Source organism: Muricomes intestini, from assembly GCF_004346165.1.
In the GTDB taxonomy this organism is placed as follows: domain Bacteria; phylum Bacillota; class Clostridia; order Lachnospirales; family Lachnospiraceae; genus Muricomes; species Muricomes intestini.
The window spans coordinates 46,776-72,641 of record NZ_SLZZ01000017.1 but is presented as its reverse complement, the minus strand read 5'-3'; the positions used below and the strand labels follow the sequence as shown (position 1 = coordinate 72,641).

Here is a 25,866-nt window from a genome sequence, read left to right as displayed (position 1 = left end):
GGGATTGAGGTCTATTATATCGGAACCCTGGAAGCGGAAGGGGTGACCACAGTCAAAGTGTCCGATGCGGAAGAAGGCCACCATAAGATGGAGGAACTTCTGAAATCGAAAGAGGTGGATGGTGCAGTGACCATGCATTATCCCTTCCCCATCGGTGTGTCAACCGTAGGCCGTGTAGTGACCCCTGCAAAAGGAAAAGAAATGTATCTGGCAACGACCACCGGAACCTCCAGTGCAGACCGGGTGGAAGGCATGGTCAAAAATGCAGTTTACGGGATTATTGCGGCAAAGACCTGCGGGAATCCAAACCCAACGGTGGGTATCTTGAATGTGGACGGTGCACGCCAGACGGAGATCGCCCTGAAGAAACTCAAAGAGAATGGCTATGACATCTCATTTGCAGAGTCTAACAGGGCAGACGGGGGCTGTGTTATGCGGGGGAACGATATTCTCCAGGGAACCCCGGATGTCATGGTGTGCGACCCGTTGACGGGCAACCTCCTGGTAAAGCTGCTGTCCTCCTACACAACCGGGAGGAGCTATGAAGCGTCCGGTTACGGCTACGGGCCTGGTATCGGGGAAGGCTGTGAGCAGCTGGTGATGATCATCTCCAGGGCCTCCGGGGCACCCCTCATTACGGGTGCAATCCGGTATGCGGCACAGCTGGTGAGAGGAAAGGTGTTTGCTGTCTCTGCCAAAGAATTCGAGGCGGCAGGCAATGCCGGATTCAAAGAGATTCTTGCAGAGAGGAAAGCAGCGGAAAAACCGGCCCCAGAGGAAGAAGTGACAGCACCGCCGAAAGAGGTCGTGACGGAGCAGATCCCCGGGATCGAGATTATGGATTTGGAGGACGGTGTAAAGGCATTGTGGAAAGAAGGCATATACGCGGACAGCGGGATGGGCTGTACGGGACCGGTGATATTGGTATCTGATGTAAACATGGAAAAGGCAAAAGATATACTGAAAAAGGCAGGATATATTAACTAGTAATGTGAAGGAGGGAAAACCAGTTGGCAGCATTAATTGGCTGGACACGCCAAGTTCCCCAGGTGTGGAAGGAAATAGAGTGCACAGGGTGCTACAAGGTGAAAGAAGAGTACATCCGGGCTAAAAATGACACAATTGCTGATTACTACTTAAAACTTTATGAATGGTATACTCGAAAGAGCAGAGATTATGTCAGCATTCCAGAAGATGCAAAATACCCAATATGGTTTTCTCTGTCAGAAGATTTTCGGCTGCAGAAGATTCAGAATACCGTTATTCTGAAAGTGGAAATCCCAGAGGAAGAGGTTTTGGTTATCGACATGGAAAAGTGGGATTATCGGGGAAACCTCATGTATGTTCCGAAGGATCAAAAGGACCGGGAGAATTTTGAGAAGGAGCTTAAGAAGTATGGTATTGCCGATGAAACTGCGCTGGCAGAATCTGCAAAAGGAAACCACTATCCCCTATTAAAAAGGAAGATTATTGACAGCTGGGAGCGTTTGTTTACAATGCCGCCGGAATCTCTGGAAAAGGGGTTTGCAACTACCTGGGAGCTTAAGAAGGAGTGGGTAAAGGAGGCGGAGCACTGTGAAAGCTGATGAAACAGTTACAATGTGGAGCGGACAGCAGGAGATAGTAATGGATACTCTGAATGAAACTGGCCGGTATATTGTAAAGAAAAGTTATGTGGAAGAAAAATATAAAGAGACTGCGTGGATTTTCCAGGAAGCATATCAGTATCTCGCGCAATGTGCCAAAGAGTTGATTCCGAAGCCTGCGGATGCAGAAAGTCCTGTCTGGCTCTATAAATATGCACGTCATATTTATGGAAGCGAGGGGATGTATTATCTAGAGCTGAGGATTCCCAAGGAAAAGCTTATTACCTTTGATACCCGCAAATGGAGCCGGATTCTGAATCTAAACTATGTTGGAAAATCGGAGCAGGAAGAAGCAGAGTTTCAAAAGTGGCTTGAAAAGAGAGGAATCCGGGATAATCTGGCAATATTCTCGACCCCATTTTACCCCAACGAAAAGCAGAAAATTAAGAAAAGCTGGAGCAATCTGCTGGAGGTCCCTGTGGAGGACGATGAATACACACAGGGAATGACATGGGAATTGCAAAAGGAATGGATACAGACCATAGAAAAAGCCCAGGCTTTATAGACTTGAAAAAGCCTCAGGCATAACAACAGGTATGCTTTTTGGTTATACAGCAGAAAAGCATACCTGAATGTATTTCCTGGTTTCTGTTACTATCTGTGTCAGGACAATTCTTTGCAAATTCCGTCTGCCATGGCTGTCAGTATGATACAGCAGGACACGGCACCCGCATCCAATACACCTCTGGAACGTTCGCCAAGCCGGCTGGAGCGTCCAAATTTAGCAACAAGGTCTTTTGTAGATTCCTTGCCGGCTTCTGCTGCAGCCTTCATTTTTTCCAGTGCAGTATTGTAATCTTCCCCAGCAGCGGCGGAGGCTTTCAAGCTGTCGACTGCAGGAGACAAGGTATCTACCAGAGTTTTATCCCCCACCTGTGACTCTACGATTTCCTGAAGTCCTTTTAATCCCGCTTCCAGCATAGTACTCAGGTCAGAAACAGTAATAGTGTCTAAATCCTCCCCCGCCTCGGAGGTATCCATAAAAATTGTTCCATAAATAGGCCCCATAGAACCACCTATTTCCGAAAACAAGATATTTCCTAATTCATCCAGTCCCTCTGTGAATGTGAAATCCTTATCTTTAAAACGGGTTTCGAAAAGTGTAAATCCTTTGTTCATATTCATGCCGTGGTCGCCATCGCCAATCAGACCGTCTATGTCTCCCAGGTAGGTTTTATTGTCTTGAATTGCTTTTACTATGTTAAGCAAAACTGGTTTTCCATCTGCGTTTTTAAATACAGTCATTGTCATTCCCCCTATATTTGCTTCATCCCCATTGTGTAAACAGGCAGGTCTATAAGTTCTTTCAGCTCATCATCTAGTTTCATGACAGTAAGGGTGGCTCCCATCATATCTAAAGATGTAAAGTAATTTCCGACATAAGATTTATAAATATGTATACCTTTTTCTCCCAGAAGTTTTTCAATCTCATTATAAAGAACATATAATTCCATAACAGGTGTAGCTCCGAGGCCGGAAACAAGGACAGCAACCTCATCGCCCTCTGTAAAGGGATAATCAGGAAGAACAATATCAACCATGCGTTTTGCCATCTGAGAGGCAGTTTCCAGCTCACAGACTTCAATGCCCGGTTCCCCGTGATGTCCGATACCAACCTCCATTGTTCCTTCTTTGATTTCAAAATTGGGGTGCCCTACTGCGGGAAGAGTACAGGGGGTCAGGCCGATGCCTACACTTCTGGTATTGTCAATTGCCTTCTGGGCTGCGGCGATAACTTCATCCAGGCTGCCGCCCAGGGCCGCCTTTGCGCCTCCGGCCTTCCACATAAAAATTTCACCGGCAACCCCCCGCCTTTTTTCCCTCTGATCTTTGGGTGCCGATGCCACATCATCGTTGGCAACTACTGTTTTTACGGTAATACCAGCTTTTTTAGCCATTTTCACAGCCATTTTCACATTCATGTTATCTCCGGAGTAATTTCCGTAAAGGCAGGCTACGCCTTTATCCTGGGATACGACTTTGCAGGCATCCAGAAATGCAGCAGCAGTGGGGGAGGAGCAAATTTCCCCTACAGCAGCAGCATCGCACATATTTTTTCCTACATATCCTATAAAAGCCGGCTTGTGACCAGAACCGCCGCCGGTTATAACGCCGACCTTTCCCTCCGGTATATTCTTTGCCTTTACAACCCGGGGATTTTCGGTAGATTCCACCATATCGGAATGAGTCTTTAAGAAACCTTCCAACATTTCATCTACAATATCATCGGGGTTATTTAAAATCCTTTGCATGACTAGCTCCTCCTGTTTGTAATGTTTATATTATTATTTATGTGGCTGCTGTCTATTATAGTCCCGGTACAAGCACGACTTTAAAAGTTCCTTCTGCGCCGGCAGCTGCTGCATCAAACCCTTCCTTCCAGCTGCCAAGCGGTAGTTTGTGTGATACGACGCCATTTGTGGGAAGCTTACCGCTTTCAATCCAGTCGATCACAGTATCATAACAATAAGGACTTAAGTGAACCCCAAGCAGATCCAGTTCTTTCCTGTCACTGATAATGCTCCAGTCTACGGAGACTTTCTCGGCAAAAACAGAAAATTCTACGAAACGGCCCATCTTGCGTATACATTGCAGTCCCTGTTCCACACTGGAAGGGTGTCCGGTTGCTTCTATGTAAATGTCACATCCATAACCTCCGGTTAAATCTTTAATGGCACTGACAACGTCTGTCTTTCCCGGATTCATGATAATATCTGCACCAAACTCTTTTGCTTTTTCCAGACGTGCATCATTCATGTCCAGCACGACTAATGTCTTCGGGTTCCTTTGCCTGATGGCTCCTACCATGCCCAGACCAAGAGTGCCTACACCGGATAAGACTACAACATCCGTATTGCCAATCTGTGCTCTGTCAACACAGTGCCATGAGCAGGCGTAAGGTTCTGTCAATATAGCTTTTTCTATAGCAAGTGATTCGGGGATCAGGTAAGGAATAGCTTCTTTTGTCAGACGCACGTATTCGGCCATACCACCATTTACATTATTCTGAAATCCAAAAAGATCATGCTTTTCGCACATCCAGTAGCGTCCTGTTTTACAGAACATGCACTCACCGCAGGGAACAATCTGTTCCGGACAAATTCTGTCACCTATTTTCCAGTCTCCTTTTACATTTGGACCCATTTCTACTACATGGCCTACGAATTCGTGGCCCGGAATCATGGGTGCTTTAATATAGGGAGGGTTCCCGTCACCGCCCCAAAAACTCTTTGCTCCATGGTAGGCCTTTACATCTCCGGCACAGATACCGCAGGCCTCTACTTTAAGAATCATTTCGCCCTCCCCCGCTCTGGGAGTCTCCACCTGTTCGAGACGATAGTCCCCTGGAGCGTAGGCAACTACTGCATTCATTTTCTCCGGTATATTGTTCATTATTCATTCCATCCTTTCATGCTGTTGATTTGTTTATCCGGACAGGAACTACCCCATCCTCTGTAAAATAAAAAATTTTGAATCACGTGATTTTAAAACTTATGAAAATAACATTTACATAAGATTACAATGAATTGATTTTTATGTCAACCGATAAAAATAACCAAAAAAGAGATTCGAATTTTAGTTACAATTTCAGATGGTTTTACAGTAAATAATTATTTCACAAGCAAATATAAGATTTTTACATAGATATTTGATATCCGACAATAAATACTCTCTACAAATTAATAATCTCCGTATATTTATCAAAAACAATTAAATTTGACAAATATAAATGATAAAAATATAACAATAGCATTTATATAAATTGCCCAAAACAAAAATAAAAATTATATGAAAAAAGTACAAATAAAATTAGGAAAACAATTTAAAAGTGCATGTTGCACAAAAATGAAAGTATAAAAACATACAAATAATACAATTGACACAAAACGAGTTTAAAGGTATTCTTATGTAAAGTTTATTTACATAAAGGCAAATGAATGGGAGGAATACATGTGTGTGGTGAAAATATTTTAGAAATGAAAAAAATCGTTAAAATATTTCCTGGTGTAAAAGCCCTGGATCAGGTCGATTTTGATGCCAGGCGCGGAGAAGTGCATTGCCTGATAGGGGCCAACGGGGCAGGGAAATCTACATTAATGAAAGTTTTATCGGGAGCGTACACCGAAGATGAAGGAGAAATTTATTTTGACAATAAACTTCTTAAATCACATAGTACAGAAAAAAGAAGAAAGGAAGGCATTGCGGTTATTTACCAGGAACTGTCTCTATTTAATGAATTGACTGTCGGGGAAAACGTCTACATAAATAATTATCCCCGGACTGGATTAGGGGCAGTAGACTGGAAGAAGGTTTACAGCATGACCCAGGAGCTTGCGGATGGACTTAACATACGAATTGATGCAAAAGCAAAAGTCTCCTCCTTAAATATGGGTCAGAGACAGCTGACAGAAATCATGAAGGCTTTGGCATGCAATGCTAAGCTGATTGTAATGGATGAACCTTCCTCTACACTGTCAAAGTCAGAATTTGAAATCTTAGTAAAAGTGATTCACGATCTGAAGGAGAAGGGGATTACAATTATCTATATATCGCATCATCTGGAAGAACTTTTTGTTGTGGGTGACCGGATTACGGTTTTGCGTGATGGAAAATTTGTAATTTGCAAAAATGTAGCCGGCCTGACGGAGGACAGCCTTGTGGAATATATGACTGGGATTACCATATGCCAGATAGAAAATGAGGAGGCGGAGGTCCACAAAGTATCTGACGAAGTTGTTCTGGAATTAAAAGATATGTGTAATTATAAAGTGTCCGATGTCAACCTCAAACTGCATAAGGGGGAAGTACTTGGACTTTATGGGCTGGTAGGTGCAGGAAGAACGGAAATTTTGCAATCCATTTTTGGACTTAAACCTGTCCTGCAGGGAGAAATACGGATTCATGGGGAAAAGGTGAATTTTAAAAGTTCCCAGGAAGCGGTACAGCATAAAATTGGTTTGGCGCCGGAGAGCAGAAAAGCCCAGGGTCTTGTGCTCCTTTTACCCGTTTGGGAAAATATAACAATGGTATCTCTGCCTAAATTTAAAAAGAAGGCAAAAATCAATTATCAGACCATAAATGAGGAATGCCGGGACTATGTGAAAAAACTAAACATTAAAACTCCCTCCATTCAGACCGTGGCAGGCAGCCTTTCTGGTGGAAATCAGCAGAAAGTAATATTGGCAAAATGGCTGATGAAGGACTGTGATATATTGCTGCTGGACGAACCGACGCAGGGGATAGATGTAGTTGCAAAGGAAGAGGTTTATAAGTTAATCCGCGAAATGACAGGAATGGGAAAGAGCATTATTATGGTTTCCTCGGAATTGCAGGAGCTGCTGCGTGTCAGTGACAATATCCATGTAATATATGATGGGAAACAGGTGATGGAAACTAATAAAGCAAACTTTAATGCGGATCAGATTATGCACGCATCAGTAATTGGGAGGTGTACGAAATGAAAGAAAAAATGAACTTTAATGAGATTATCAGGAAGTATAATTTAGCTATATTACTCGTTGTTTTTATACTAATATCTGCGATTTTATCGCCTAATTTCCTGACCCTTGGGAATTTCCTGAACCTACTTCAGCAAGCCTCCATTCCCGGAATTGTAGCAATCGGTATGACACTTGTTATACTTTTAGGGGGAATCGACCTTTCTGTAGGTTCTGTTCTGGCATTTTCCGGAATGATTGCCTCTATCATTGTGGAGAAAATGAACGGAAGCGGTGCGTCAATTCTGCTTGGCTGCCTTGCCGGTATTGCAGTAGGCACAGCTATGGGACTGTTGACAGGTGTTTTAATCGCAAGGTTTAATCTCCCCGACTTTATTGCTTCCCTTGCCATGATGGAGATCGGACGGGGCGCCGCACTGTTGACTACAAGCGGAAATCCTGTGTTCGGACTCGGCGATGCTTTTCACATATTGGGCGGGGGGTTTTTGTTTGGCAGGGTTGCTATCAGTGGTTTATTCTGGATTATCCTGACGGCTATTTTTGCTTTTATGCTAAAGTATTCCATTTTCGGAAGAAGCCTGTTTGCCATCGGCGGAAATCGTGAAGCGGCTATGCTCTCGGGAATTAAGACAAAAAGAAATTACGCCCTTACCTATATGATAAGCGGCTTGCTTTCAGGGTTTGCAGGTGTACTGACAGCTTCCTGGATGTCCACAGGACAGCCTACAGCCGGTAATGGCTATGAATTGGATGCCATTGCCGCAAGTGTTATCGGGGGAGCCAGCTTAAGCGGCGGAATCGGCTCAATAGGGGGAACCTTCGGCGGTGTCTTTTTGCTCCAGATTATCACCAACATTTTCAACCTGGTAGGGCTGCCTTCTTATTATCAGAGAATTGCAAAAGGCGCCATTATTATATTTGCACTGTTACTAAATCAATTTGTTTCTAAAGGAAAAGGTGGAAAAGAGTAGAGGAATCTCCACTGCACTCAAGAATGAATAGCCACGGCTTTTCAGATATTATCGGGGCCCCGATAAGCTAATTATCAAATTATTTTTTAGGAGGAAAAAACATGAAGTTGAAAAAGTTAACAGCATTAACAATGACAGCTGCTTTGATGCTTGCCGCAGCAGGCTGTGGTGCCGTTACAACAGAGAACGAAAACAAAAGTGACGGTACAGACAAAAGTCAGGAAACAACAAGCAAAGAAGTGAAAAAGGATGACGAACTTAAAATAGGCTTTTCTAACTGTTCACAGGATACACCCTTTTTCGCAAATATGACACCCATTATCGAAGATTATGCTAAAGAGAAAGGCATCAGTGTTGTTTCTCTTAATGCAGACAACGATATTGAAAAACAAAATAAGGATATTCAGGATTTAATTTCGCAGGGAATTAATATGCTCATTATCAATCCGGTAAATGAAGATGGCCCTTCTGCAGGTATTGAAGCTTGTAAAAATGCAGGTATCCCTGTTGTAACTGTTGATAAGAATGTAAAGAAGGATTATACTGCATGGGTTGGCCGTGATAACATAGAAATGGGACGGCTGGTCGGTGAAAAGCTGATTGAGATGCTGGGTGGTGAAAGCGCTACAGGAACGATTCTTGAGATTCAGGGGACGGCTGGCTCCACAACTATGATGAACAGAAGAGACGGATTCCATGAAGCAATAGACAAGGTTCCCGGTCTGAAGATTGTACAGTCCTCCTATTGCGACTATGACCGGTCTAAGGCGATTCCAGCTACACAGGATTTACTTCAGGCCAACAAAGATGTAGTTGCTATTTTCGGCCATAACGATGACATGGCACTTGGGGCAGCGCAGGTATGTGCCGAACAGGGATTCACAGATATCATAGTATGTGGTGTCGATGGTTTGATGGAGGCGGTCCTTCAAATTGAGGACGGGAAATATGCATGTACAGCATCTAACGATCCGGTACTTCTGGGGCAGACTGCGGTAGATACAGCAATTAAAATATTTGATGGGGAAAGTGTGGAAGAGTTCGTAGATGCAGGCACGGTAGTAATTGATTCTTCTAATGTGAAAGATTATGCAGACAAGGAATTAGATTTTGCAACTATGGTAAAGTAAAGAAGTTTTAAAACAGAGGGCTGCTGCTCTATGGATGATTGTTCATCTGTGAAGCAGCAGCTTCTTTTCATGTTTAAGGGGTCCCAAAATCATGCTTTTTCATGTAAGCATGAAACGCATGACCTTTTGACCCTGGTATCATTACATAATCTTATTTTTGTATTTTTCTATTAAGGGCAGTGCGGCTCCTATACATAAAGGAATGTTGGAGCAGGAGCTGATGCTGATGTATGGCTCAGCTGCAGGAAATGCTGTCCGTTTATTGACTAGTTCATGAAGCTTTAAGATATCGTCATTAATCAAATAGCGGGAAAGATTTCCTCCAAGGATAACATTACAATTAATCGCCATGTGCAGGTTATCCACTGCGATAGCCAGGTATTCCAGATACTTGTCCCAGCGTTTCTGATAGGAAGCAGTACCTTTGCGCAGCCTAAAGAAAAACTGCTGAATATCTTCCTGTGGGCCTAGCAGAGCGGATATAGAGCAATATGAATTTACACATCCCCGCTTGCCGCAGTAACATGGTTCTCCGCCCGGAACGATGGTCATGTGTTCAAACACGCCGCTCTTATATTCCCCGCCTTTAAAAAACTTGCGGTCAATAATGATGGCACCGCTCACATCCGAACGAATGTTAAAATAAATAGCGTTTTTCAGCAGCGGATTCATCCACAATTCTACATTCGCATTGGACTCTGCATCGTGATTAAAAGTGCACGGATAAGGAATCCGGCTGTTGAATTCCTTAATATCCATTCCGGTACAGTTTAAAACCTTCCCATAAATAATATGCTTTCCGTCGGCAGAAATTAACGCCTGGAGCGCAATGCCCACGCCGAGTATCTGATCAGGCCTGACATCTAAATCGTTAATAAAGTGATTGACAGAATTGCAGACTTCATCGAAATAAGCGTCATTGTCAGAAAATGTCAGGTTAAACTTTTCAAATTTTAAGATTTCTGCATACAAATCAATTGCCACTATTTCATAATGGTCAATTAGCAGTTCCACTCCGACAGTAACCTTAATATCTGGATTAAATTCGTACAAATTCGCCTTCCGCCCTCCGGTAGAATCGGCAAGCCCTCCTTGAAAAATAAGCTGTTCTTCCTGAAGTTCCCGGAGAATCTGGGCTATAGTAGGACGGCTGAGTAAAGTAGCCTCCTGCAGCATCTGAGGTGTGGCCCGTTTTTGAGTGTAAATATAATTTAATACATTCTTTGTATTATTTATTTTTAGTGTAGCTACTGTAAAATTCTTCTTCATAGAAAACTTCCCTGATATATTTTTACCTAATTATAACAAAACACGATGAAAATAACCAGTCATACCTTTTCTATTTATAGATAGTTTCGGCTGCAATTTACACAAAAAAGCATGGAGTAAATTGTGCATTATGTGGAATATCATAAATATTGAAAATATGATTTGATTTTTTCTATCAATACCAATATAATATACGTATAGATGTATATACGTATATAAGTAAAAACGCGAAATGGAGGAATGAATATGGCGATACCACAGGTAAAGTTTAACCGGGAAGAAATCCGGCTGAATAAGATTTTTGATAATACCGGGAAGATGAAATATACAAATCCTGGTGTACAATGTGAAGAAGTGCAGGAAGTGTATGGAGACCTGATGTTTGGTGATGTTCCGGAGAGCCGCCCGATCACGTATGCGTCTTATGTAATGAGTATCGACGGGAAGATTGCCTATGAGGACAACGAAGTAGGGCCGATGATTGCAAAGAAGAATCTGCTTGATGCAGGTGGGGCATCTGCAGATTTCTGGGTGCTTAATCTCTTGAGGGCAAACTGTGACGGTATTCTAATAGGCAGCGGCACATTAATAAAGGAGCCGGACTATTCAGGAAGTGCCTATGATCCGGAGCTGCTTTCAGCCAGGAAAGAGGAAGGCAAACCAACTGCACCGTGGACAGTTATCGTTACGAAAACAGGGAAAAAGATACCTTTTGGAAACCCGGTATTTTCCTCGGAAGAGATACCCGTTGTGGTTGCTACTTCACCGGAAGGTTTTAAAAATCTAAAACAGGAAATCAGGAAGGAGTATTATGTACTTCCGCCTGCCGACAGTGAGGTACATAAAGATGAGATAAAGCAAAAGCTTAAAGATAATAGAGGGAAGATTGCGGTAATCGTAACCGGAACGGGCCATGAGACAGATTCCCGGGAATTACTTTGTATTTTAAGAGTGATGGGAATGGAAAAGGTATTGATAGAGTCACCGGCTTATTGTCATCACTTAATGAAAGAGGAACTTTTGGATGAGATCTTTATCAATACATCCTGTGTCTTTGTGGGGGGAAGTGCAACTGGAATCGGTACAAATGGTCAATCTTTTCTGTCTACCGACCACCCACATGCGGAGATAGTAAGCATACATATGCACAGTCCACATTTTGTATATACCAGGTATAAAATGATTTATGGATTAAAATAAAGAAAAAGGAGAGAAACAAAATGAATTTAAAGGAAAGAAGACTGAACCACATTTTTAAACCAGATGGAAAGGCGCTGATTGTTGCTATGGATCATGGCACCTTTAATGGGGCATCCCCGGGTCTTAAGCATCCTGGAGAGACAATCAGTCAGATTATCGAAGGCGGAGCAGATGCGGCGCTGGTTAATTTTGGGGTGGCAAGAAAGTTTGCAAGAGAGCTTGCACCCATCGGCTATATAGCGCGTCTGGATCTGCCTCCCACATATATGGGGCAGGGGCATGACAGCCGTCTCACCTATGATGCAGAGTATGCACTGCGCATGGGCGCCGATGCAGTAATGGTGAACGTAGGACAAGGTGCCGGGGTTGAAGAAATAACTTACCCTCATCTTGCGGAAGCAATCAGTTATTGTGACCGTGTGGGGCTGCCGGTATGCGCTGAGCCGGTTCCCGGAGGATTTGATGCGGGTCCAGAATTTAAAACTTTGGATAATATTGCACGGGGAGCCAGAATTGCCTGTGAAATAGGGTGTGATTTTATGAAAGTGGGCTTTGCTCCGGGATTTGAGCGGATTGTGGATGAGACCTTTGTTCCGCTTGTGGTTCTTGGAGGTGCTAAGACGGATGATGAGAAAGAATTCCTTACTTCGATCAAAACAGCGATGGATGCAGGCGCACATGGGGTTGCCATCGGAAGAAACGTATGGGGCGGAGGAAACACTGTGAATATGACAAGGGCCCTCGCAGCGATCATTCATAAGAATGCAGAAGTAGAAGAGGCCCATGAAATTTTAAAAGCGGGAAAATAAAGAGAAAGTCAGACAAGAAAGGAAGATGATTAGAATGAAAGCAGCGATCATGCCGGAGGCAGGGAAAATAGAAATTCGGGAAGTAGAACTTCCGAAAATGCAGGAAGATGAAGTACTGGTAAAGATCAAGGCGGTTGGAGTTTGTACATTTGAGCAGAAATTTTATTATGGTGAATCTCAGGGATTTCCATTTGCAGGAGGCCATGAGATTTGTGGAGTAGTAGAAAGAGTCGGAGCAAACGTGGCACAGAATCTGAAAGCGGGTGATAAGGTTATCATTTTAAGTCTTACCAGATGCGGGGAGTGTTATTATTGCCGCAAAGGCTATGATAATCAGTGCGAGAATGCAAAAGACGTGCAGAAAATCCCAGGAGTTGACGGTCCGGGCGGATTTGCAGAACACTTTATCGCAAAAGGTTATGAGGTCTATAAGATTGATGAGACTGTACCATTTGAAAGAGGCACACTGGCAGAACCATTATCCTGTGTGACACACAGTATGAACATGTCCGGGATCACAAGTGGAGATTATGCACTGGTATGTGGTGCAGGCACCATGGGAATTCTCCATTTATTACTGGCAAAATTAAGAGGTGCAAAGGTAATTGTCAGCGAGCCAAATGAACTTAGGAGGAAACAAGCTTTGGAATTCGGTGCGGATTATGTGGTAGATCCAATCACCGAAGATCAGAAGCAGAGGATAATGGAGGTGACTCATGGTCACGGAGTAGAACGGGCGTTCTTTACGGCAGGCGGAAAAGCCGCTATTACGGGAGCCCTCGCTGTGCTTGCAATCAGAGGTGTGCTGGTTATCTATGGAGGAACCAAGGCGAGTGATAAGATTGAGATTGACCCCAAGAAGTTCCATTACGATGAAATCACTATTACAGGTGTTATAAAGCACACAAAAGAGACAATACAGACTGCGTCGGAGCTTTTAAGCCTAAAAGAACTTCCATTGGATAAACTGATTACATCAAGGTTTCCGTTTGAACGGATTGAGGACGCCTTGAAAGAAGCGAGGAAGATGGATTCTTACAGAGCTGTAGTTTTGATGAATCAGGAGGAAAAATGAACGCATATTTAATGGGATTTGATATAGGGACCGGAAGCTCAAAGGCGCTCCTTACTGACGCAGAGGGAAATATTGCTGCAAGGTATGCTAAGAGCCACGAAATTGAAGTTGCCCACCCCGGCTGGCAGGAAGAAAGTATGGATATGTGGTGGGAAGAATTTAAAGAAGCAGTGCGGGAATTCCTAAAGCAGGGGATATGTGCTGAGGAGATTCGCGCGATCGGAGTGACAGGGTTGATTCCGGCCTTGTGTCCGATAGATTGTAAAGGAAATGCATTGAGAAATGCAATACTTCACACAGATGTCAGAACAGAAACAGAGCTTGAAGAAGTACATGAAAAAATAGGCCCGGGTATTTCACATGGACATATGCTGCCGAAAGTTTTATGGCTGAAGAAGCATGAGCCGGAGATATATCAGAAGATTTATAAGATCATGGTACCACATGGGTTTCTTGCATACCGGCTGACAGGAGAAGCCTCCATTGATTATGACGCGGCTTCCATGATTGGAGGAGTTTTTGACGAATCGGCATTGGCATGGGAAGATACGGCATTCGCAAAGCTGGGGATAGATAAAGAATTGTTTGCTGATCCGGTTCCGGCAACGAAGGTGATCGGAAAGGTCAGCCGGGAGGCAGCAGAAGAAACGGGATTGTCTTTAGACACAAAGGTAATTGCCGGTGTGGGAGACACATTTGCCTCCATTCTTGGCGGCGGTGCGTACAACGCAGGGCATCTGATGATTTACCTCGGGACAAGTGCAACAGTACTGTACACAGAGAAGAGTCCGGAATATTATACATCTATTCCCCATTATGGGGAGGGGAAAGGCCATTTTGTAGGAAAGATTGCATCATTTGGAGAGAGTACCATGCATCTTCGGAATTGCCTTAGATATGAAGTCTGGGATCAGCTAAATGCAGGGCTCAGGGGTATTTCTCCGGGAAGTGAAGGGCTGTGGTATTTTCCACACTACAAGCTGCAGGAAGAAAAGACCTGCTTTGGGGCAGACGCGGAGCACATGCTCGGATTTAGAGGACGTCATACACAATTTCATATGTATCACGCTATGTTAGAGGGAATTGCGTATAACGTCAAGTATAATATTGAACAATTCCCCTATCTGCTGAAACAGATAAATATTTTTGGAGGAGGGGCTAATTCCCGGGAAATTATTCAGATATTTGCAGATGTAATTGGGCAGGAAGTTTACTATAACGAAAAGGCATCTACTGCACTTGGGATTGCATTTCTTGCAGGATACGGAAGTAAAGAAATTGAGCAGTATAGTATCCTTCCGGAAGTATGGTTTGGTGACAGCCAGAGAATTGCTCCAAATGCAGAGAATGTAGAAAAATACAAGAGGTTATATGTCCAGTACGAAGAATTGAGAGCCGATCTATTGTCGATGGATAAAAAGTACGCAAAGAGGAGGTCTTAATTTGAAATTTACAATGGTACCGTTTAATGCGGAAAAAATAAAAATCAGTCAGATTTTTAAGAACAGGGCATGTGAAAGCTTTGCAGATACTCCGGTATTTTCCGAAAAGATAAAAAAAGTATATGGATATGATATTTCATTTCCGAAAGCTCCGGCAGACCGGCCTTATATTTTTTCCTCTTTTGTAACTTCAATCGATGGAAAGCTGGCATATGCAGATAAGCCAAGTGCTTTTTATGTGGCAGGGAAAAATCAGATGGCCGGGGAAGGGAAAAACACAGACTTCTGGATTCTCAACGCACTGCGCGGCATTTGTGACGCTGCGATTATTGGCGGGAATTCCATGGAGACAGATGCAGATTACGCAATGTACTGTATGGATGAAGATATTCAAAGAGACAGAAGAAAAGCAGGACTTTCCCCAATTCCGCTGAATATTATTATGACTTTAGATGCTTCTGATGTTCCGCTGGATCATAAGCTGCTTAAAAGCAGAGAAGTTCCCTCGATTCTATGTACATCCCCGGAAGGCTGTTCATTCTTAAGGGAGCACTATGAAGGAGAAATGATTGAGGTGTCCGGAAAGGAAGAACCCGGGCAGATCCATGAAGTGCTTTCAAAAGCAGGAAAGGGAGTTCTTCCGGTGCTTGTGACAGGAGAGGGGAAATTCCCGGATTCAAAGTTGATTATGAAAATTCTAAGAGGATTTGGAATTCGGCATCTGTTGATTGAATCACCGGGGTACGGGCATTATCTTGTCAAACAGGAGATGATGGATGAGTTTTTCCTCAATATGTCTGCTGTGTATATTGGAGGCGGAGATACGATGACACTGGGAAAGGCGGACAAGGGATTTTCGGCAGAGGCACACCCACATACGGAGATACTGTCGATTCATATGTTTAATGAATATTTTGTATATTTTAGGTATCGGTTTCACTATGAATTTATGTAAGGGATGAAAGAAATTCACTATTTGAAAACCAGGAGGGATAAAAAATATGAATGAAATAAAGATGCCTTGGTTTAAAAGGGGCGATGTAGATGCTACTATTGGCGTATTTTTTGATGGGTTTACAAAGATCATAGTAGGTGTCGGTGTTCTGACAGGAATCATGAAAATGTCAAATGAAATGGTCTTTGGAAAATTAGTCTCAGCTATCGGCATGACAGCTTTTCTGCTTCTGTTGTTTAACACTCTTTATGCAAGAAGGCTTGGAAAGAAGACAGGCAATGCGGAATTGACTGCCCTTCCCGGTGGAATCAGCGGGGGTACCTTTTTTGTATGGCTTTATGCGCTGCTGGTTCCTGTCTACAGCCAGACAGGAGATGCCATCTATGCGTGGAAGGTGGCAATCAATGTAAATATTATTTATTCGGTATTGATTATTATATGTGCCTTTATCATCAAATTTATCATTCAAAAGATACCCAGTGAAGCAATGCTCGGATCAGTTGTGGGAGGTTCAATGGCATATCTTCTGATGACATCGCTGGCGGATGGATTCAGTACCCCGATTGTTCAGATTCCTGCATTGTTTATGCTTATCTTCCTGCAATTTGGAAGGATTAAGTTAAAGAAATTTTCTCCGGCATTTATCGCGGTTGGATTGGGTACCATACTGGCTTGGGTAACAGGTGCCATGCATGTCAGTGACTTTACTGCATCATTTCAGAATATTGGGTTTTATCTGCCCCTTCCACAGCTGGGGTTGGTGGGGGGAAAGGCTTTCCAGGCTGCACTTTCCTATCTCCCGATTGCTTTTGCCTATGCGTTTGCAGATGTAACGGCACTTCTGCAGGGAGTAGAGCAGGCAGAGCAGAGCGGAGAAAAATATGATCCGAAAATTTGTCTTTTGGAAACCGGCTGTGTGAATTTGATAGGATCATTTATCGGAAATCCATTTCCGATGAACATCTATTGGGGACATCCGGCGTGGAAGAAAGCAAAAGCAGGAACCTCTTATCCGCTCTTTGTAGGAGCCCTATATCTGGTTCTGTGTATGACAGGATTGGTGGCGATTGCCACATCGGCAATTCCGTCCGCTGCAACGTTGATTATGCTGATATTTGTTGCAATTACAACGGGTACACAGTCTTACTCTGTGGTTAATAAAAAGTACTATCCGGCCATGATTATGGCGACAGCAATCCCGATTTTTGAGATGTTGTATGGGAAGGTGGAAAATGGAGTGTCTGCGGCATCCAACGCGATAGGAGCAGCAATTAACAGTGCCGGGATAGACTTTGACGTTTCCAGTGTTGCGGTAACACAGGCGGATCTTGCCGGCACAGGCGTATCGAAGGGATTCTTTGCATTGGGAAAAGGCTCTATGATGATAGCAATTTTGTTTGCCTGCATTATGATTTTTGTAATTGACAGGAAGTGGCTCCAAGCAGGAGTCAGTGCCCTTGTGGCTGCAGTTTGTGCATTTTTTGGTATCATTCACTCTGCAACAGTTACAGTCAATGCGGCACCAGTATTCATGTGGATATATATAGCAATTGCGGTCTTCTTCTTTATTATACATGTACTTAGCAAGTCAAGACCTGAATTGCAGCCGGAGTTGGAAGAGATTAAAGCGGAGGAAGAAACGAAAGAATGAAAACATTAGTCTTTTATGGCTCACCGCTTGAAAATAGTCATACCAAAGTGCTGCTTAATGCAATGTTGGAGGAACTAAAGGGTGAGATTAAGTTTGTGGATTGTTATCGGGCGAATATTGCACCATGTAAAGATTGTAAATACTGTTTTAAAAGACAGGGCTGTTCAATTAAGGACGACATGCAGGAAACTTATGCTTACATAAAAGAATGTGATGCAGTTATTATCGCGACACCCATGCACTTTGGAACAGTTTCGGGGCCGATGCTGAATGTTTTTACACGGCTTCAGTCTTTCTGGTCTTCCCGGCATATACGGCAGGAGGATGCGAAAGACAAGATTAAGGAAAAATATGGAGCACTCCTGGTGACGACGGGTGGAAATTGGGTAAATATGGAGCTCTTAATGGAGGGAACTGTAGATTTTGCCTTTGATCATATGGAAACAGAACAGATAGGTTCTGTATATGCGAAAGAAACAGATAATTACCCGGTAAAGGAAAATGAAAAAGCACTGAAAAAAGCAAGATATCTTGCGAAGAGGCTCAATGAGCTTTGTGGATAACAAAGTAGGAAAGAGACGTTACAAAAAACGTCTCTTTCTTATTCAAAAGCTGTTGGGAAATTATTATCACAGGGAGATTGAATGATGGAAAAATTTTTTAAATTAAAGGAATCTGGTACAACGGTTTCAACAGAAATTCTTGCTGGATTAACAACTTTTTTTGCAATGGTCCACATCCTATTTGTTAATCCTGCACTGCTCTCGCAGACAGGCATTCCCTATGGTGCAGTTTTTCTGGCTACCATATTTGCTTCCGTTATTGGTACGCTGGTAATGGCATTATTTGCGAATGTTCCATATGCACAGGCACCAGGAATGGGACTGAATGCATTTTTTACTTATACGGTCTGTTTTGGATTGGGGTTTACATGGCAGGAAGCATTGGCGATGGTATTCCTTTGCGGTATAATTAATATTATTATTACTGTAACAAAAATACGTAAATCGATTATTAAGGCAATACCGGAAAGCCTGCAAAATGCCATCAGCGGCGGTATTGGTGTTTTTGTAGCCTATGTCGGTATAAAAAACGCAAATCTTTTAAAGTTTACCTCTGACCTTGGCACCTATCAAGAGCTTGACAGTGGAACAGTTATCTCCAACTCTGGAATAGTACCTGCTTTGGCAGAGTTTAATAACCCAGGAGTGCTGCTGGCAATTATCTCACTGGCCATTACAGTAATTTTAGTCCTGAAAAAGGTTCCGGGTGCTGTTTTTATCGGTATTATTATTTCTACCTTGATTGGCATTCCCATGGGGGTTGTGGATATCAGCCAGATTGGCGTTGAGAATAATCTCTCGAAATCATTCTCTGAATTAGGGACAACCTTTGGTGCAGCCTTTAGCTCAAAAGGCATGGGTTCACTATTTAGTGATTCGTCCAGGCTCCCACTTGTAATAATGACAATATTTTCATTTAGTCTCTCTGATACATTTGATACACTGGGAACCTTTATTGGTACGGGACGAAGAACTGGCATTTTCAGTGAGGAAGACTTAAAAGCAATGGATAACTCCAACGGCTTTAAGTCTAAAATGGACCGTGCCTTGTTTGCTGATTCTATAGCGACCTCAATTGGTGCTGTTTTCGGAACATCTAATACAACAACATATGTGGAAAGTGCTGCGGGTATTGGTGCAGGCGGGCGCACCGGTCTGACTTCTCTTGTCGTTGCAATAATGTTTTTACTCAGTATGATCTTTGCACCGGTAATCAGTATAGTACCGAAGGAGGCGACAGCTTCGGCATTAATTCTGGTAGGTATTATGATGATGTCTTCTTTCTCCGAGATCAGGTGGACAGAAATAGAAGAAGCGTTACCTGCTTTTTTCGCAGGGATTTTTATGGGTATATGCTATAGTATTTCTTATGGTATTGCGACAGGGTTTATTTTCTATTGCTTCACGAAATGCCTGAAGAAAGAAGCAAAAGACATTCATCCGATACTTTGGGTGAGTACAGGTCTGTTTATCCTCAATTTTATTTTGCTAGCGATTATATAGAGGGAGATTAATTAAAAGATGTGTTTTTACCTGCAAAACTCAAGCTTTTCTTACATGGATATTCGTGTTATTCTTAATATGATACCAGGGTCAAAAGGCCATGCGTTTCATGCTTGCATGGAAAAGCATGACCTTGGGACCCATAAAACATGAGAAAGTAGCCCGAATAGGGCGAATTTCGAATGTTTTTAGGATTGCGGGAGCACAAAGTGCGTAGCAATCCGTAGGTATCAGGGGGCAAAATACCTTTTGCCCTATACATCATAGTATAAAAAACTTATAATCAGGCAGCAACCTTGACTTACGCTATGATTATATTGGGAGGGAAGATATGCAGGAATTAGATTTTGGTGAAATACCTTTATATTTGCAGATTCGCAGGACTATCTATGAGAAAATTATAAATGGAGAATATAAGCCGGGAGAGAAACTCCCTTCTGAAGATAAACTTGCGGAAGTATTTGGAGTGAGCAGGATCACAATAAATAAAGCACTTGCAGAATTAATGAATCAGGAATATCTGATTCGGGAGCAGGGGCGGGGAACTTTTGTGAGTAAAATGCGCAAAGAGAAGACAGGAAGAAAATCACTTGGATTCAGCCAGTCACTTGTGAGCAAAGGGTTTAAGGTGGATACCTTTGTGTACAAGAAGGAAAAGATGATTCCAAACAAAGAAATTGCACAGACTTTAAAGGTTCCTGTTACCAAGGAGGTTATCCACTTACAGAGACTTAGAAGTGTAAATAAAAATCCAGTAGTACTGCAGGAATCTTATGTTTTTACAGATAATTGTGACAGGCTGCTGGAGATAGACTTTGAAAAGGAATCCCTATATGAGGTGTTAAAAAATGAGTTTCATGAAGAAGTTGTTACAGCAAAGGATACCATAGAGGCAATTGGGGCTCAGGGAGAGATGTGTGAAAAATTGCAGGTAATCCCGGGATTTCCAATTCTCCGGGCAAAGAGGGTTGCTTCTACGCAGGAGGGGAAAAACGTTGAAATGACTACCAGTTTGTACAGGGGCGACCAGTATGTTCTGGAGGTGGAATATAAGTAAGAGTATAACACATATCATGATGTTGGGGCCAAAAGGTATTTTGCCCCCTGATACCTACGGATTGCTCCGCACTTTGTGCTCCCGCAATCCCAAAAACATTCGAAATCCGCCCTATTCGGGCTACTTTTTCATGTTTTACGGGCCCCAAGGTCATGCTTTTTCATGCAAGCATGAAACGCATGACCTTTTGACCCTGGTATCATATCATTGAACGCAGGAAAATCCTCATAAGCTGTATAAATAAAAGCTTGTGAGGATTTGTAAGATTTTCCCGTTTATAAAACCGCAGCTATCTTTTTATCCAGAGCTGCAGGTGTTTCAGTCGGGGCATAACGTGCCACAACGTTTCCGTTACGATCTATTAAAAATTTTGTGAAATTCCATTTTATCTTTCCGCCAAAGACACCATTTTTTTGCTTTTTCAAGTAGGTATATAGCGGTGATTCATTTGCTCCATTTACATCAATTTTGGCAAACTGGGGAAAAGTGGTTCCGTATTGCAATGTACAGAATGAATGGATTTCATCATTACTGCCGGGTGCCTGATTTGCAAACTGATTGCAAGGAAAGTCCAGAATCTCAAATCCCTGTTCTCTGTATTTTTTATATAGATTCTCCAGGCCCTCATACTGAGGTGTGAAACCGCAGCCTGTGGCAGTATTTACAATTAACAGAACTTTACCTTTGTACTCATTTAAAGATTTTTCCTGGCCTTCCATCATTTTAACATTATAATCATAAATGGACATGATACAACCTCCTACTTTCTGAAATATTTGTTTTATTAAGGGTATGTTTGTATTATAATCCATGAGAAAATACATGTCAATGATTTTACACAATTTAATTTGGCAAAATACAACAGTTCAGCCATGCGAATTTTCGGCAGAATCGAGCTGAAGGCTGAACTGTTACTACAAAACATAAAAAATGATGCCTGAATTTTTACTAAAAGATGAGATTGACAAAGATAGAAAAAAAGAGGTATATTTATCTTATATTGTAACCGGTTACATACCAAAAATATTAATGGACTGCAAAATCACCATTCTCAAATACGGCGGTTTTACAGTCATGTGAAAAGCATAACTGAGCAAGGAGGAAAAAAGTGAAGAAGATATCTCCATCAATGATGTGTGTAGAAATTGACAAATTGAAAGAATATCTGAAGATATTTGAAGACGAGGGCATAGAGTATCTGCATATTGATATAATGGACGGTGAATATGTCCCCAACTATACCCTGGGAACGGATTATGTAAAGCAGCTCCGCAAATTGACGGACATCCCCCTGGATGTGCATCTGATGATTAATAATCCGGAGAGAAAAATTGAGTGGTTTGATTTTCAGGAGGGAGAGTATGCAGCCGTCCATCCGGAGAGTACACAGCACCTGCAAAAGGCTTTGCAGACAATAAAGGCTGCCGGCGCCAAAGCTATGGTTGCCATTAACCCGGCTACAAGAGTGGAAAGTCTCAGGTATGTTTTAGATGATATGGATGGTCTGCTGGTGATGACTGTGAATCCGGGATTCGCCGGACAAAGAGCAATTCCCCAGGCAATTCGGAAGATAGAGGACTGCCGTAATTATCTGAATGCAGAAGGCTATTCCAACATTGAGATTGAGGTGGATGGCAATGTAAGCTATGAGCTGGCTGGAGAAATGTCAAAGAGACACGCAGATATCTTTGTGGCGGGAACATCAAGTTTCCTGTGTGGTTTGGAGCAAGTACAGCCGGGAATCCGCAAAATGAGAAGTATTATAGGATAAGGAGAAAGATCCATGCCTAAAGAATTTACGATTAATGACATTGCAAGAGAAGCAGGTGTTTCGAAAGCTACAGTGTCGCGTGTGTTGAATGAATCAGCTTCCGTCAAGCCGGAAACTAAGGAACGAATTTTGAATATTATGGAAGAACGAAATTTTTCTCCTTCGGCGGCGGCCCGGGATTTGTCTAGGCGGCAGTCCAATACGATCGGCGTAATCGTGCCGGAGGTTGATAATCCTTTTTTCGGTGATATATTAAGAGGAATTACAGAAATTGCGGATCAGAGTAACTATATGATGATCTGCTGCAATTCAGATGACAGTGCAAAAAAGGATAAAAAAGCACTGCTGATGTTGAAAGAGCATAGGGTGAGAGGACTTCTTTATACTCCGGCGGTCGATTACACCACAAAGGAGCAGCAGGTATCAATTAATAAGCTTTTAAAGGATTTGAATGCGCCTATTGTGATTATGGACCGGCAGATGGACAGTATGGAAGAATATGACGGTGTGTTTTTCGATGACGAGAAGGCTATGTATGAGGCAACTAAGGAACTGATACATGCGGGGCACACAGAGATAGGCCTTTTGAATGCTGCTATGGATAGAGTACTGGCGAGGGGGCGTTACAGGGGATATGAGAGGGCAATGAATGAAGCAGGCCTTTCTGTGAACAAAGGATATGTATTTGAAGGTGATTACCACATGGCAAAGGCATATAACTTATCAAAGGAACTTCTGGCTATGGAAAACAGACCGACGGCAGTATTGACCTGCAATAATAGGACAAGCCTGGGATTTTTGAAGGCATTGTACGAGAGAGGAGAACGTTTATCAAAAGATATTGCCTGCATAGGTCTGGACAGAATAGAAGTCTTTGATATTATCAATAATAATTTTAATTACATTGAACGGGACGGTAATCAAATGGGGCATTGTGCAATGGATTTATTAAATGATAGAATAGTATGTCCACAGAAACCACTGAAACAGATTATTCTGACACCGGTTCTTAGGATTCATGATTTATAGAGCACAGTCCGTCGATACAATGTTTTTCAAAAAGATTTGGACAGGGAGGATATTTATGGAAAAACCCAGGATATTAGTAGTAGGAAGTATGAATATGGACCTTTTTATGGAAGGCGCGAACATAATTCCAAAATTTGGAGAGTCCGTTTTATGCGGAAATTATGGCTATGCTACAGGTGGAAAGGGCTCGAATCAGGCTATTGCGTCAGCCCTGCAGGGAGCAGATGTAACAATGGTGGGGCGCTTAGGCAGTGATATAAATGGAGAGTCACTTAGAAAAGAGCTGCAAAGAGCCGGGGTGCACACGGATTGTATCGTGACAGATCCTGACAGGCAGACGGGACTTGCCCTGATGCTGCTTCATGAGGACGGACGTTACGTTTCCTATGTTGCTATGGGGGCAAACGGCGCTATTTGCGAGGAGGATGTCAGAGCGGCAATGGATGCGCGCCAGTTTGATATGGTAATCATGCAGCTGGAAATGCCGCTGGAAACAGTGTATCGGACCTATGAACTGGCAAAGGAAAGAGGAATCCCAGTGTTTTTGGATGCGGGCCCGGCTATGAGCATTCCTCTGAAAAGGCTGGAGGGACTCTTTATTTTGTCCCCAAATGAGGCAGAGACAGAGGCTCTTACCGGTATCAATCCGGAGACGAAGGATAAAGCGGTAGAGGCTGCGAAGGTATTGTACGAAGAGGCGAACCCGAAGCATGTGATTTTGAAACTTGGCTCCCGGGGAGCTTTGCTGTACGATGGGAAAACTGCAGAGCTAATTCCGTGTTTTAAGGTGAGAGCAGTGGATTCCACCGCAGCCGGAGATACTTTTGGAGCCGCCCTTGCAATCCGTCTCTGCAAGGGGGATGAAATGCGGCAGGCAATCCGTTTTGCCCATGCGGCGGCAGGAATTTGTGTATCTAGAATGGGAGCACAGGTGTCGATTCCTAAGGCGGAGGAGGTAGAAGAGTTTCTCAGGAGGGAACAGTAGAATTTTTAAAGAAGGAGAAGGATATGAAATTACAACTGGCATTGGATGATTTAGCATTGGATGATGCACTTAAATTGACAGAAAAGGTGCAGGATTATATTGATATTATTGAGATTGGCACGCCCTTTGTTTACCAGGAGGGGATGCGGGCGGTGAAGACGTTTAAGGAGCGTTTTCCCGAGAAAGAGATATTGGCGGATATGAAGATCATGGATGCAGGTTATTACGAGTCAGAGGAAGCTCTGAAAGTAGGTGCCGATTATGTGACGGTACTGGGAGTTACAGATAACCTGACAATCAAGGGCTGCATTGATGCAGCAGAGAAGTATGGAAAAGAAATTGTTGTGGATATGATTTGTGCTCCGGATTTGCCCAGACGTATTAGAGAGCTGGAGAATCTTGGAGCCCACAGTCTGGCAGTCCATGTGGGCACAGATCAGCAGGCGGCAGGACGCAAACCTATAGATGATCTGCGGGTGATGGCTGAGCATTGCAAAGCCGCTAAGATATCGGTTGCAGGAGGCATCAGTGCAGACACAACGCCGGAATATGCAGCTCTGAAACCAGAAGTGCTGATTGTGGGAAGCGGCATAACCCATGCCAAAAATCCTGTAAAGGCTGCAAAAGAGATAAAGAAAAGCATGGAGGAGTGCAAATAAGATGGCAGAAGCGGTAATTTTAAAAAAGATATTAGAAGAACTGATGGAAAATGCAAAACAGATCCATCAGGAGGAACTGGAAAAGTTTTCGGATCAAATCCAGATGGCCAAACGTGTCTTTGCGGCGGGAGCCGGGCGGTCCGGATTTGTGGCAAGAGCATTTTCCAACAGGCTGATGCATTTGGGGCTTACGGTTTACTTTGTGGGGGAACCCACCACACCTTCTATTCAGGAGGGAGATTTGCTGATTATTGCTTCAGGCTCCGGAGAGACCGGCAGCTTGAAGGTTATGGCGGCAAAAGCGAAAGAGCAGGGGGCTTCGGTAGCTACGATTACCATTTTCCCGGAAGCGGCAATTGGGAGTATGGCAGATGCGGTGATACACGTCCCGGGTGTAACCCCGAAGAGTGAACTGGAGAGCAAAGTCACATCCCTGCAGCCGATGGGAAATGCCTTCGAGCAGATGACCTGGCTTATATGCGATAATGTGATCATGATACTCATGGACAGGCTGGGAAAGACAGAAGAAGAAATGTTTAAGCTGCATGCAAATCTTGAATAACGCATCATAAAATATCTAACTAAAATCATAAAATATCCAACCAATCCAAAAATATTTAAAATATTTCATAGATAAATCCAACATCTCACTGAAAAATCCAATTGTTGTATTGGTTATATGGCTGTAAAAT

At 43.0% G+C, this 25,866-nt stretch carries 25 protein-coding genes; 20 read left to right on the top strand and 5 right to left on the bottom strand.

From position 1 onward, the window contains the following. The 3 genes from grdD to EDD59_RS12145 all read left to right on the top strand — a co-directional run. Nucleotides 1–987: glycine/sarcosine/betaine reductase complex component C subunit alpha (grdD, locus tag EDD59_RS12155; RefSeq protein WP_132382229.1), on the top strand; the 987-nt coding region annotated here is incomplete at its 5' end. Nucleotides 988–1,010: 23 nt separating this feature from the next. Further along, the gene (locus tag EDD59_RS12150; RefSeq protein WP_132382227.1) at nucleotides 1,011–1,586 is read left to right on the top strand and encodes a DUF3841 domain-containing protein; all 576 of its coding nucleotides are present in this window, start codon (nucleotides 1,011–1,013) and stop codon (nucleotides 1,584–1,586) included. Further along, nucleotides 1,576–2,151, top strand: coding sequence for a DUF3841 domain-containing protein (locus tag EDD59_RS12145; protein WP_132382225.1), 576 nt, complete (start codon nucleotides 1,576–1,578; stop codon nucleotides 2,149–2,151). The genes EDD59_RS12150 and EDD59_RS12145 overlap by 11 nt, the downstream gene beginning before the upstream one ends. Before the next feature lie 98 nt (nucleotides 2,152–2,249). Here the strand turns inward: EDD59_RS12145 and dhaL are convergent, their stop codons facing one another. From dhaL to EDD59_RS12130, 3 genes are read right to left on the bottom strand one after another with little or no spacing between them, the layout of a single operon-like run. Next, nucleotides 2,250–2,891, bottom strand: a complete 642-nt coding sequence (dhaL, locus tag EDD59_RS12140) for a dihydroxyacetone kinase subunit DhaL (protein WP_132382223.1) — start codon at nucleotides 2,889–2,891, stop codon at nucleotides 2,250–2,252. Nucleotides 2,892–2,902: 11 nt separating this feature from the next. Continuing rightward, nucleotides 2,903–3,898, bottom strand: a complete 996-nt coding sequence (locus tag EDD59_RS12135) for a dihydroxyacetone kinase subunit DhaK (RefSeq protein WP_132382221.1) — start codon at nucleotides 3,896–3,898, stop codon at nucleotides 2,903–2,905. Nucleotides 3,899–3,953: 55 nt separating this feature from the next. Beyond that, entirely contained in the window at nucleotides 3,954–5,039 is a 1,086-nt protein-coding gene (locus EDD59_RS12130) for an alcohol dehydrogenase catalytic domain-containing protein (protein ID WP_132382219.1), read from the bottom strand. 560 nt (nucleotides 5,040–5,599) lie between these two features. On the opposite strand from EDD59_RS12130, the gene EDD59_RS12125 reads away from it, so the two are divergent. The 3 genes from EDD59_RS12125 (at nucleotide 5,600) to EDD59_RS12115 (ending at nucleotide 9,206) form a co-directional block, all read left to right on the top strand. After that, complete coding sequence (locus EDD59_RS12125) at nucleotides 5,600–7,108, top strand: sugar ABC transporter ATP-binding protein (protein ID WP_165920932.1); 1,509 nt, start codon at nucleotides 5,600–5,602, stop codon at nucleotides 7,106–7,108. Continuing rightward, nucleotides 7,105–8,076, top strand: a complete 972-nt coding sequence (locus tag EDD59_RS12120) for an ABC transporter permease (protein ID WP_132382215.1) — start codon at nucleotides 7,105–7,107, stop codon at nucleotides 8,074–8,076. Before EDD59_RS12125 ends, EDD59_RS12120 begins: the two co-directional genes overlap by 4 nt. 101 nt (nucleotides 8,077–8,177) lie before the next feature. After that, nucleotides 8,178–9,206, top strand: coding sequence for a substrate-binding domain-containing protein (locus EDD59_RS12115; protein WP_132382213.1), 1,029 nt, complete (start codon nucleotides 8,178–8,180; stop codon nucleotides 9,204–9,206). A gap of 141 nt (nucleotides 9,207–9,347) precedes the next feature. Here EDD59_RS12115 and EDD59_RS12110 read toward each other — a convergent pair whose 3' ends face one another. Next, the gene (locus EDD59_RS12110) at nucleotides 9,348–10,475 is read right to left on the bottom strand and encodes an ROK family protein (RefSeq protein ID WP_132382211.1); all 1,128 of its coding nucleotides are present in this window, start codon (nucleotides 10,473–10,475) and stop codon (nucleotides 9,348–9,350) included. Between the two features lie 246 nt (nucleotides 10,476–10,721). Here EDD59_RS12110 and EDD59_RS12105 point away from each other — a divergent pair, with 246 nt between their 5' ends. The 9 genes from EDD59_RS12105 to EDD59_RS12065 all read left to right on the top strand — a co-directional run bounded on the left by EDD59_RS12105 (nucleotide 10,722) and on the right by EDD59_RS12065 (nucleotide 20,730). Next, nucleotides 10,722–11,675: a dihydrofolate reductase family protein gene (locus EDD59_RS12105; RefSeq protein WP_132382209.1), complete on the top strand. Its 954-nt coding sequence runs from the start codon at nucleotides 10,722–10,724 to the stop codon at nucleotides 11,673–11,675. 20 nt (nucleotides 11,676–11,695) lie between these two features. Next, nucleotides 11,696–12,484 (top strand): class I fructose-bisphosphate aldolase, encoded by a 789-nt coding sequence (locus tag EDD59_RS12100; RefSeq protein WP_132382207.1) that lies wholly within the window; start codon nucleotides 11,696–11,698, stop codon nucleotides 12,482–12,484. Nucleotides 12,485–12,509: 25 nt separating this feature from the next. Further along, nucleotides 12,510–13,559: a zinc-dependent alcohol dehydrogenase gene (locus EDD59_RS12095; protein WP_243117416.1), complete on the top strand. Its 1,050-nt coding sequence runs from the start codon at nucleotides 12,510–12,512 to the stop codon at nucleotides 13,557–13,559. Continuing rightward, entirely contained in the window at nucleotides 13,556–15,001 is a 1,446-nt protein-coding gene (locus tag EDD59_RS12090) for an FGGY family carbohydrate kinase (protein WP_132382203.1), read from the top strand. The genes EDD59_RS12095 and EDD59_RS12090 overlap by 4 nt, the downstream gene beginning before the upstream one ends. A 1-nt stretch (nucleotide 15,002) precedes the next feature. Further along, nucleotides 15,003–15,956: a dihydrofolate reductase family protein gene (locus tag EDD59_RS12085; RefSeq protein ID WP_132382201.1), complete on the top strand. Its 954-nt coding sequence runs from the start codon at nucleotides 15,003–15,005 to the stop codon at nucleotides 15,954–15,956. Nucleotides 15,957–16,002: 46 nt separating this feature from the next. Further along, on the top strand, nucleotides 16,003–17,607 hold the full coding sequence (locus EDD59_RS12080) for a hypothetical protein (protein ID WP_132382199.1): 1,605 nt from the start codon (nucleotides 16,003–16,005) through the stop codon (nucleotides 17,605–17,607). Then, complete coding sequence (locus EDD59_RS12075) at nucleotides 17,604–18,170, top strand: flavodoxin family protein (RefSeq protein WP_132382197.1); 567 nt, start codon at nucleotides 17,604–17,606, stop codon at nucleotides 18,168–18,170. The genes EDD59_RS12080 and EDD59_RS12075 overlap by 4 nt, the downstream gene beginning before the upstream one ends. 81 nt (nucleotides 18,171–18,251) lie before the next feature. Next, on the top strand, nucleotides 18,252–19,673 hold the full coding sequence (locus EDD59_RS12070; protein WP_330572091.1) for an NCS2 family permease: 1,422 nt from the start codon (nucleotides 18,252–18,254) through the stop codon (nucleotides 19,671–19,673). Between the two features lie 331 nt (nucleotides 19,674–20,004). Beyond that, on the top strand, nucleotides 20,005–20,730 hold the full coding sequence (locus EDD59_RS12065; protein ID WP_132382195.1) for a GntR family transcriptional regulator: 726 nt from the start codon (nucleotides 20,005–20,007) through the stop codon (nucleotides 20,728–20,730). 275 nt (nucleotides 20,731–21,005) lie between these two features. Here the strand turns inward: EDD59_RS12065 and EDD59_RS12060 are convergent, their stop codons facing one another. After that, nucleotides 21,006–21,479, bottom strand: a complete 474-nt coding sequence (locus EDD59_RS12060) for a glutathione peroxidase (RefSeq protein WP_132382193.1) — start codon at nucleotides 21,477–21,479, stop codon at nucleotides 21,006–21,008. Nucleotides 21,480–21,838: 359 nt separating this feature from the next. Between EDD59_RS12060 and EDD59_RS12055 the strand changes: the two genes are divergently transcribed. Genes EDD59_RS12055 through hxlB form a run of 5 tightly spaced genes read left to right on the top strand, consistent with a single transcriptional unit; the run spans nucleotide 21,839 to nucleotide 25,736 of the window. After that, nucleotides 21,839–22,501, top strand: coding sequence for a ribulose-phosphate 3-epimerase (locus EDD59_RS12055; protein WP_132382191.1), 663 nt, complete (start codon nucleotides 21,839–21,841; stop codon nucleotides 22,499–22,501). Nucleotides 22,502–22,513: 12 nt separating this feature from the next. Further along, complete coding sequence (locus EDD59_RS12050; protein ID WP_132382189.1) at nucleotides 22,514–23,530, top strand: LacI family DNA-binding transcriptional regulator; 1,017 nt, start codon at nucleotides 22,514–22,516, stop codon at nucleotides 23,528–23,530. 55 nt (nucleotides 23,531–23,585) lie between these two features. Next, nucleotides 23,586–24,515: a ribokinase gene (locus EDD59_RS12045; RefSeq protein ID WP_132382187.1), complete on the top strand. Its 930-nt coding sequence runs from the start codon at nucleotides 23,586–23,588 to the stop codon at nucleotides 24,513–24,515. 23 nt (nucleotides 24,516–24,538) lie between these two features. Continuing rightward, nucleotides 24,539–25,174 carry a 3-hexulose-6-phosphate synthase gene (hxlA, locus tag EDD59_RS12040; protein WP_132382185.1) on the top strand — a complete coding sequence of 212 codons (636 nt, stop codon included), beginning with the start codon at nucleotides 24,539–24,541 and terminating at the stop codon, nucleotides 25,172–25,174. Between the two features lies 1 nt (nucleotide 25,175). Further along, a complete protein-coding gene (gene hxlB, locus EDD59_RS12035) occupies nucleotides 25,176–25,736 on the top strand; it encodes a 6-phospho-3-hexuloisomerase (protein ID WP_132382183.1) in 561 nt (186 codons plus the stop codon). The last annotated feature ends 130 nt before the right edge of the window (nucleotides 25,737–25,866 follow it).

Coding starts and splice junctions, on each gene's coding strand:
- EDD59_RS12065 (WP_132382195.1), top strand. CDS start 20,005: ATGCAGGAATTAGATTTTGGTGAAATACCTTTATATTTGCAGATTCGC.
- hxlA (WP_132382185.1), top strand. CDS start 24,539: ATGAAATTACAACTGGCATTGGATGATTTAGCATTGGATGATGCACTT.
- EDD59_RS12110 (WP_132382211.1), bottom strand. CDS start 10,475: ATGAAGAAGAATTTTACAGTAGCTACACTAAAAATAAATAATACAAAG.
- EDD59_RS12050 (WP_132382189.1), top strand. CDS start 22,514: ATGCCTAAAGAATTTACGATTAATGACATTGCAAGAGAAGCAGGTGTT.
- EDD59_RS12070 (WP_330572091.1), top strand. CDS start 18,252: ATGATGGAAAAATTTTTTAAATTAAAGGAATCTGGTACAACGGTTTCA.
- EDD59_RS12135 (WP_132382221.1), bottom strand. CDS start 3,898: ATGCAAAGGATTTTAAATAACCCCGATGATATTGTAGATGAAATGTTG.
- EDD59_RS12115 (WP_132382213.1), top strand. CDS start 8,178: ATGAAGTTGAAAAAGTTAACAGCATTAACAATGACAGCTGCTTTGATG.
- EDD59_RS12095 (WP_243117416.1), top strand. CDS start 12,510: ATGATTAGAATGAAAGCAGCGATCATGCCGGAGGCAGGGAAAATAGAA.
- hxlB (WP_132382183.1), top strand. CDS start 25,176: ATGGCAGAAGCGGTAATTTTAAAAAAGATATTAGAAGAACTGATGGAA.
- EDD59_RS12100 (WP_132382207.1), top strand. CDS start 11,696: ATGAATTTAAAGGAAAGAAGACTGAACCACATTTTTAAACCAGATGGA.
- EDD59_RS12130 (WP_132382219.1), bottom strand. CDS start 5,039: ATGAACAATATACCGGAGAAAATGAATGCAGTAGTTGCCTACGCTCCA.
- EDD59_RS12045 (WP_132382187.1), top strand. CDS start 23,586: ATGGAAAAACCCAGGATATTAGTAGTAGGAAGTATGAATATGGACCTT.
- EDD59_RS12080 (WP_132382199.1), top strand. CDS start 16,003: ATGAATGAAATAAAGATGCCTTGGTTTAAAAGGGGCGATGTAGATGCT.
- EDD59_RS12090 (WP_132382203.1), top strand. CDS start 13,556: ATGAACGCATATTTAATGGGATTTGATATAGGGACCGGAAGCTCAAAG.
- EDD59_RS12120 (WP_132382215.1), top strand. CDS start 7,105: ATGAAAGAAAAAATGAACTTTAATGAGATTATCAGGAAGTATAATTTA.
- EDD59_RS12060 (WP_132382193.1), bottom strand. CDS start 21,479: ATGTCCATTTATGATTATAATGTTAAAATGATGGAAGGCCAGGAAAAA.
- EDD59_RS12105 (WP_132382209.1), top strand. CDS start 10,722: ATGGCGATACCACAGGTAAAGTTTAACCGGGAAGAAATCCGGCTGAAT.
- dhaL (WP_132382223.1), bottom strand. CDS start 2,891: ATGACTGTATTTAAAAACGCAGATGGAAAACCAGTTTTGCTTAACATA.
- EDD59_RS12075 (WP_132382197.1), top strand. CDS start 17,604: ATGAAAACATTAGTCTTTTATGGCTCACCGCTTGAAAATAGTCATACC.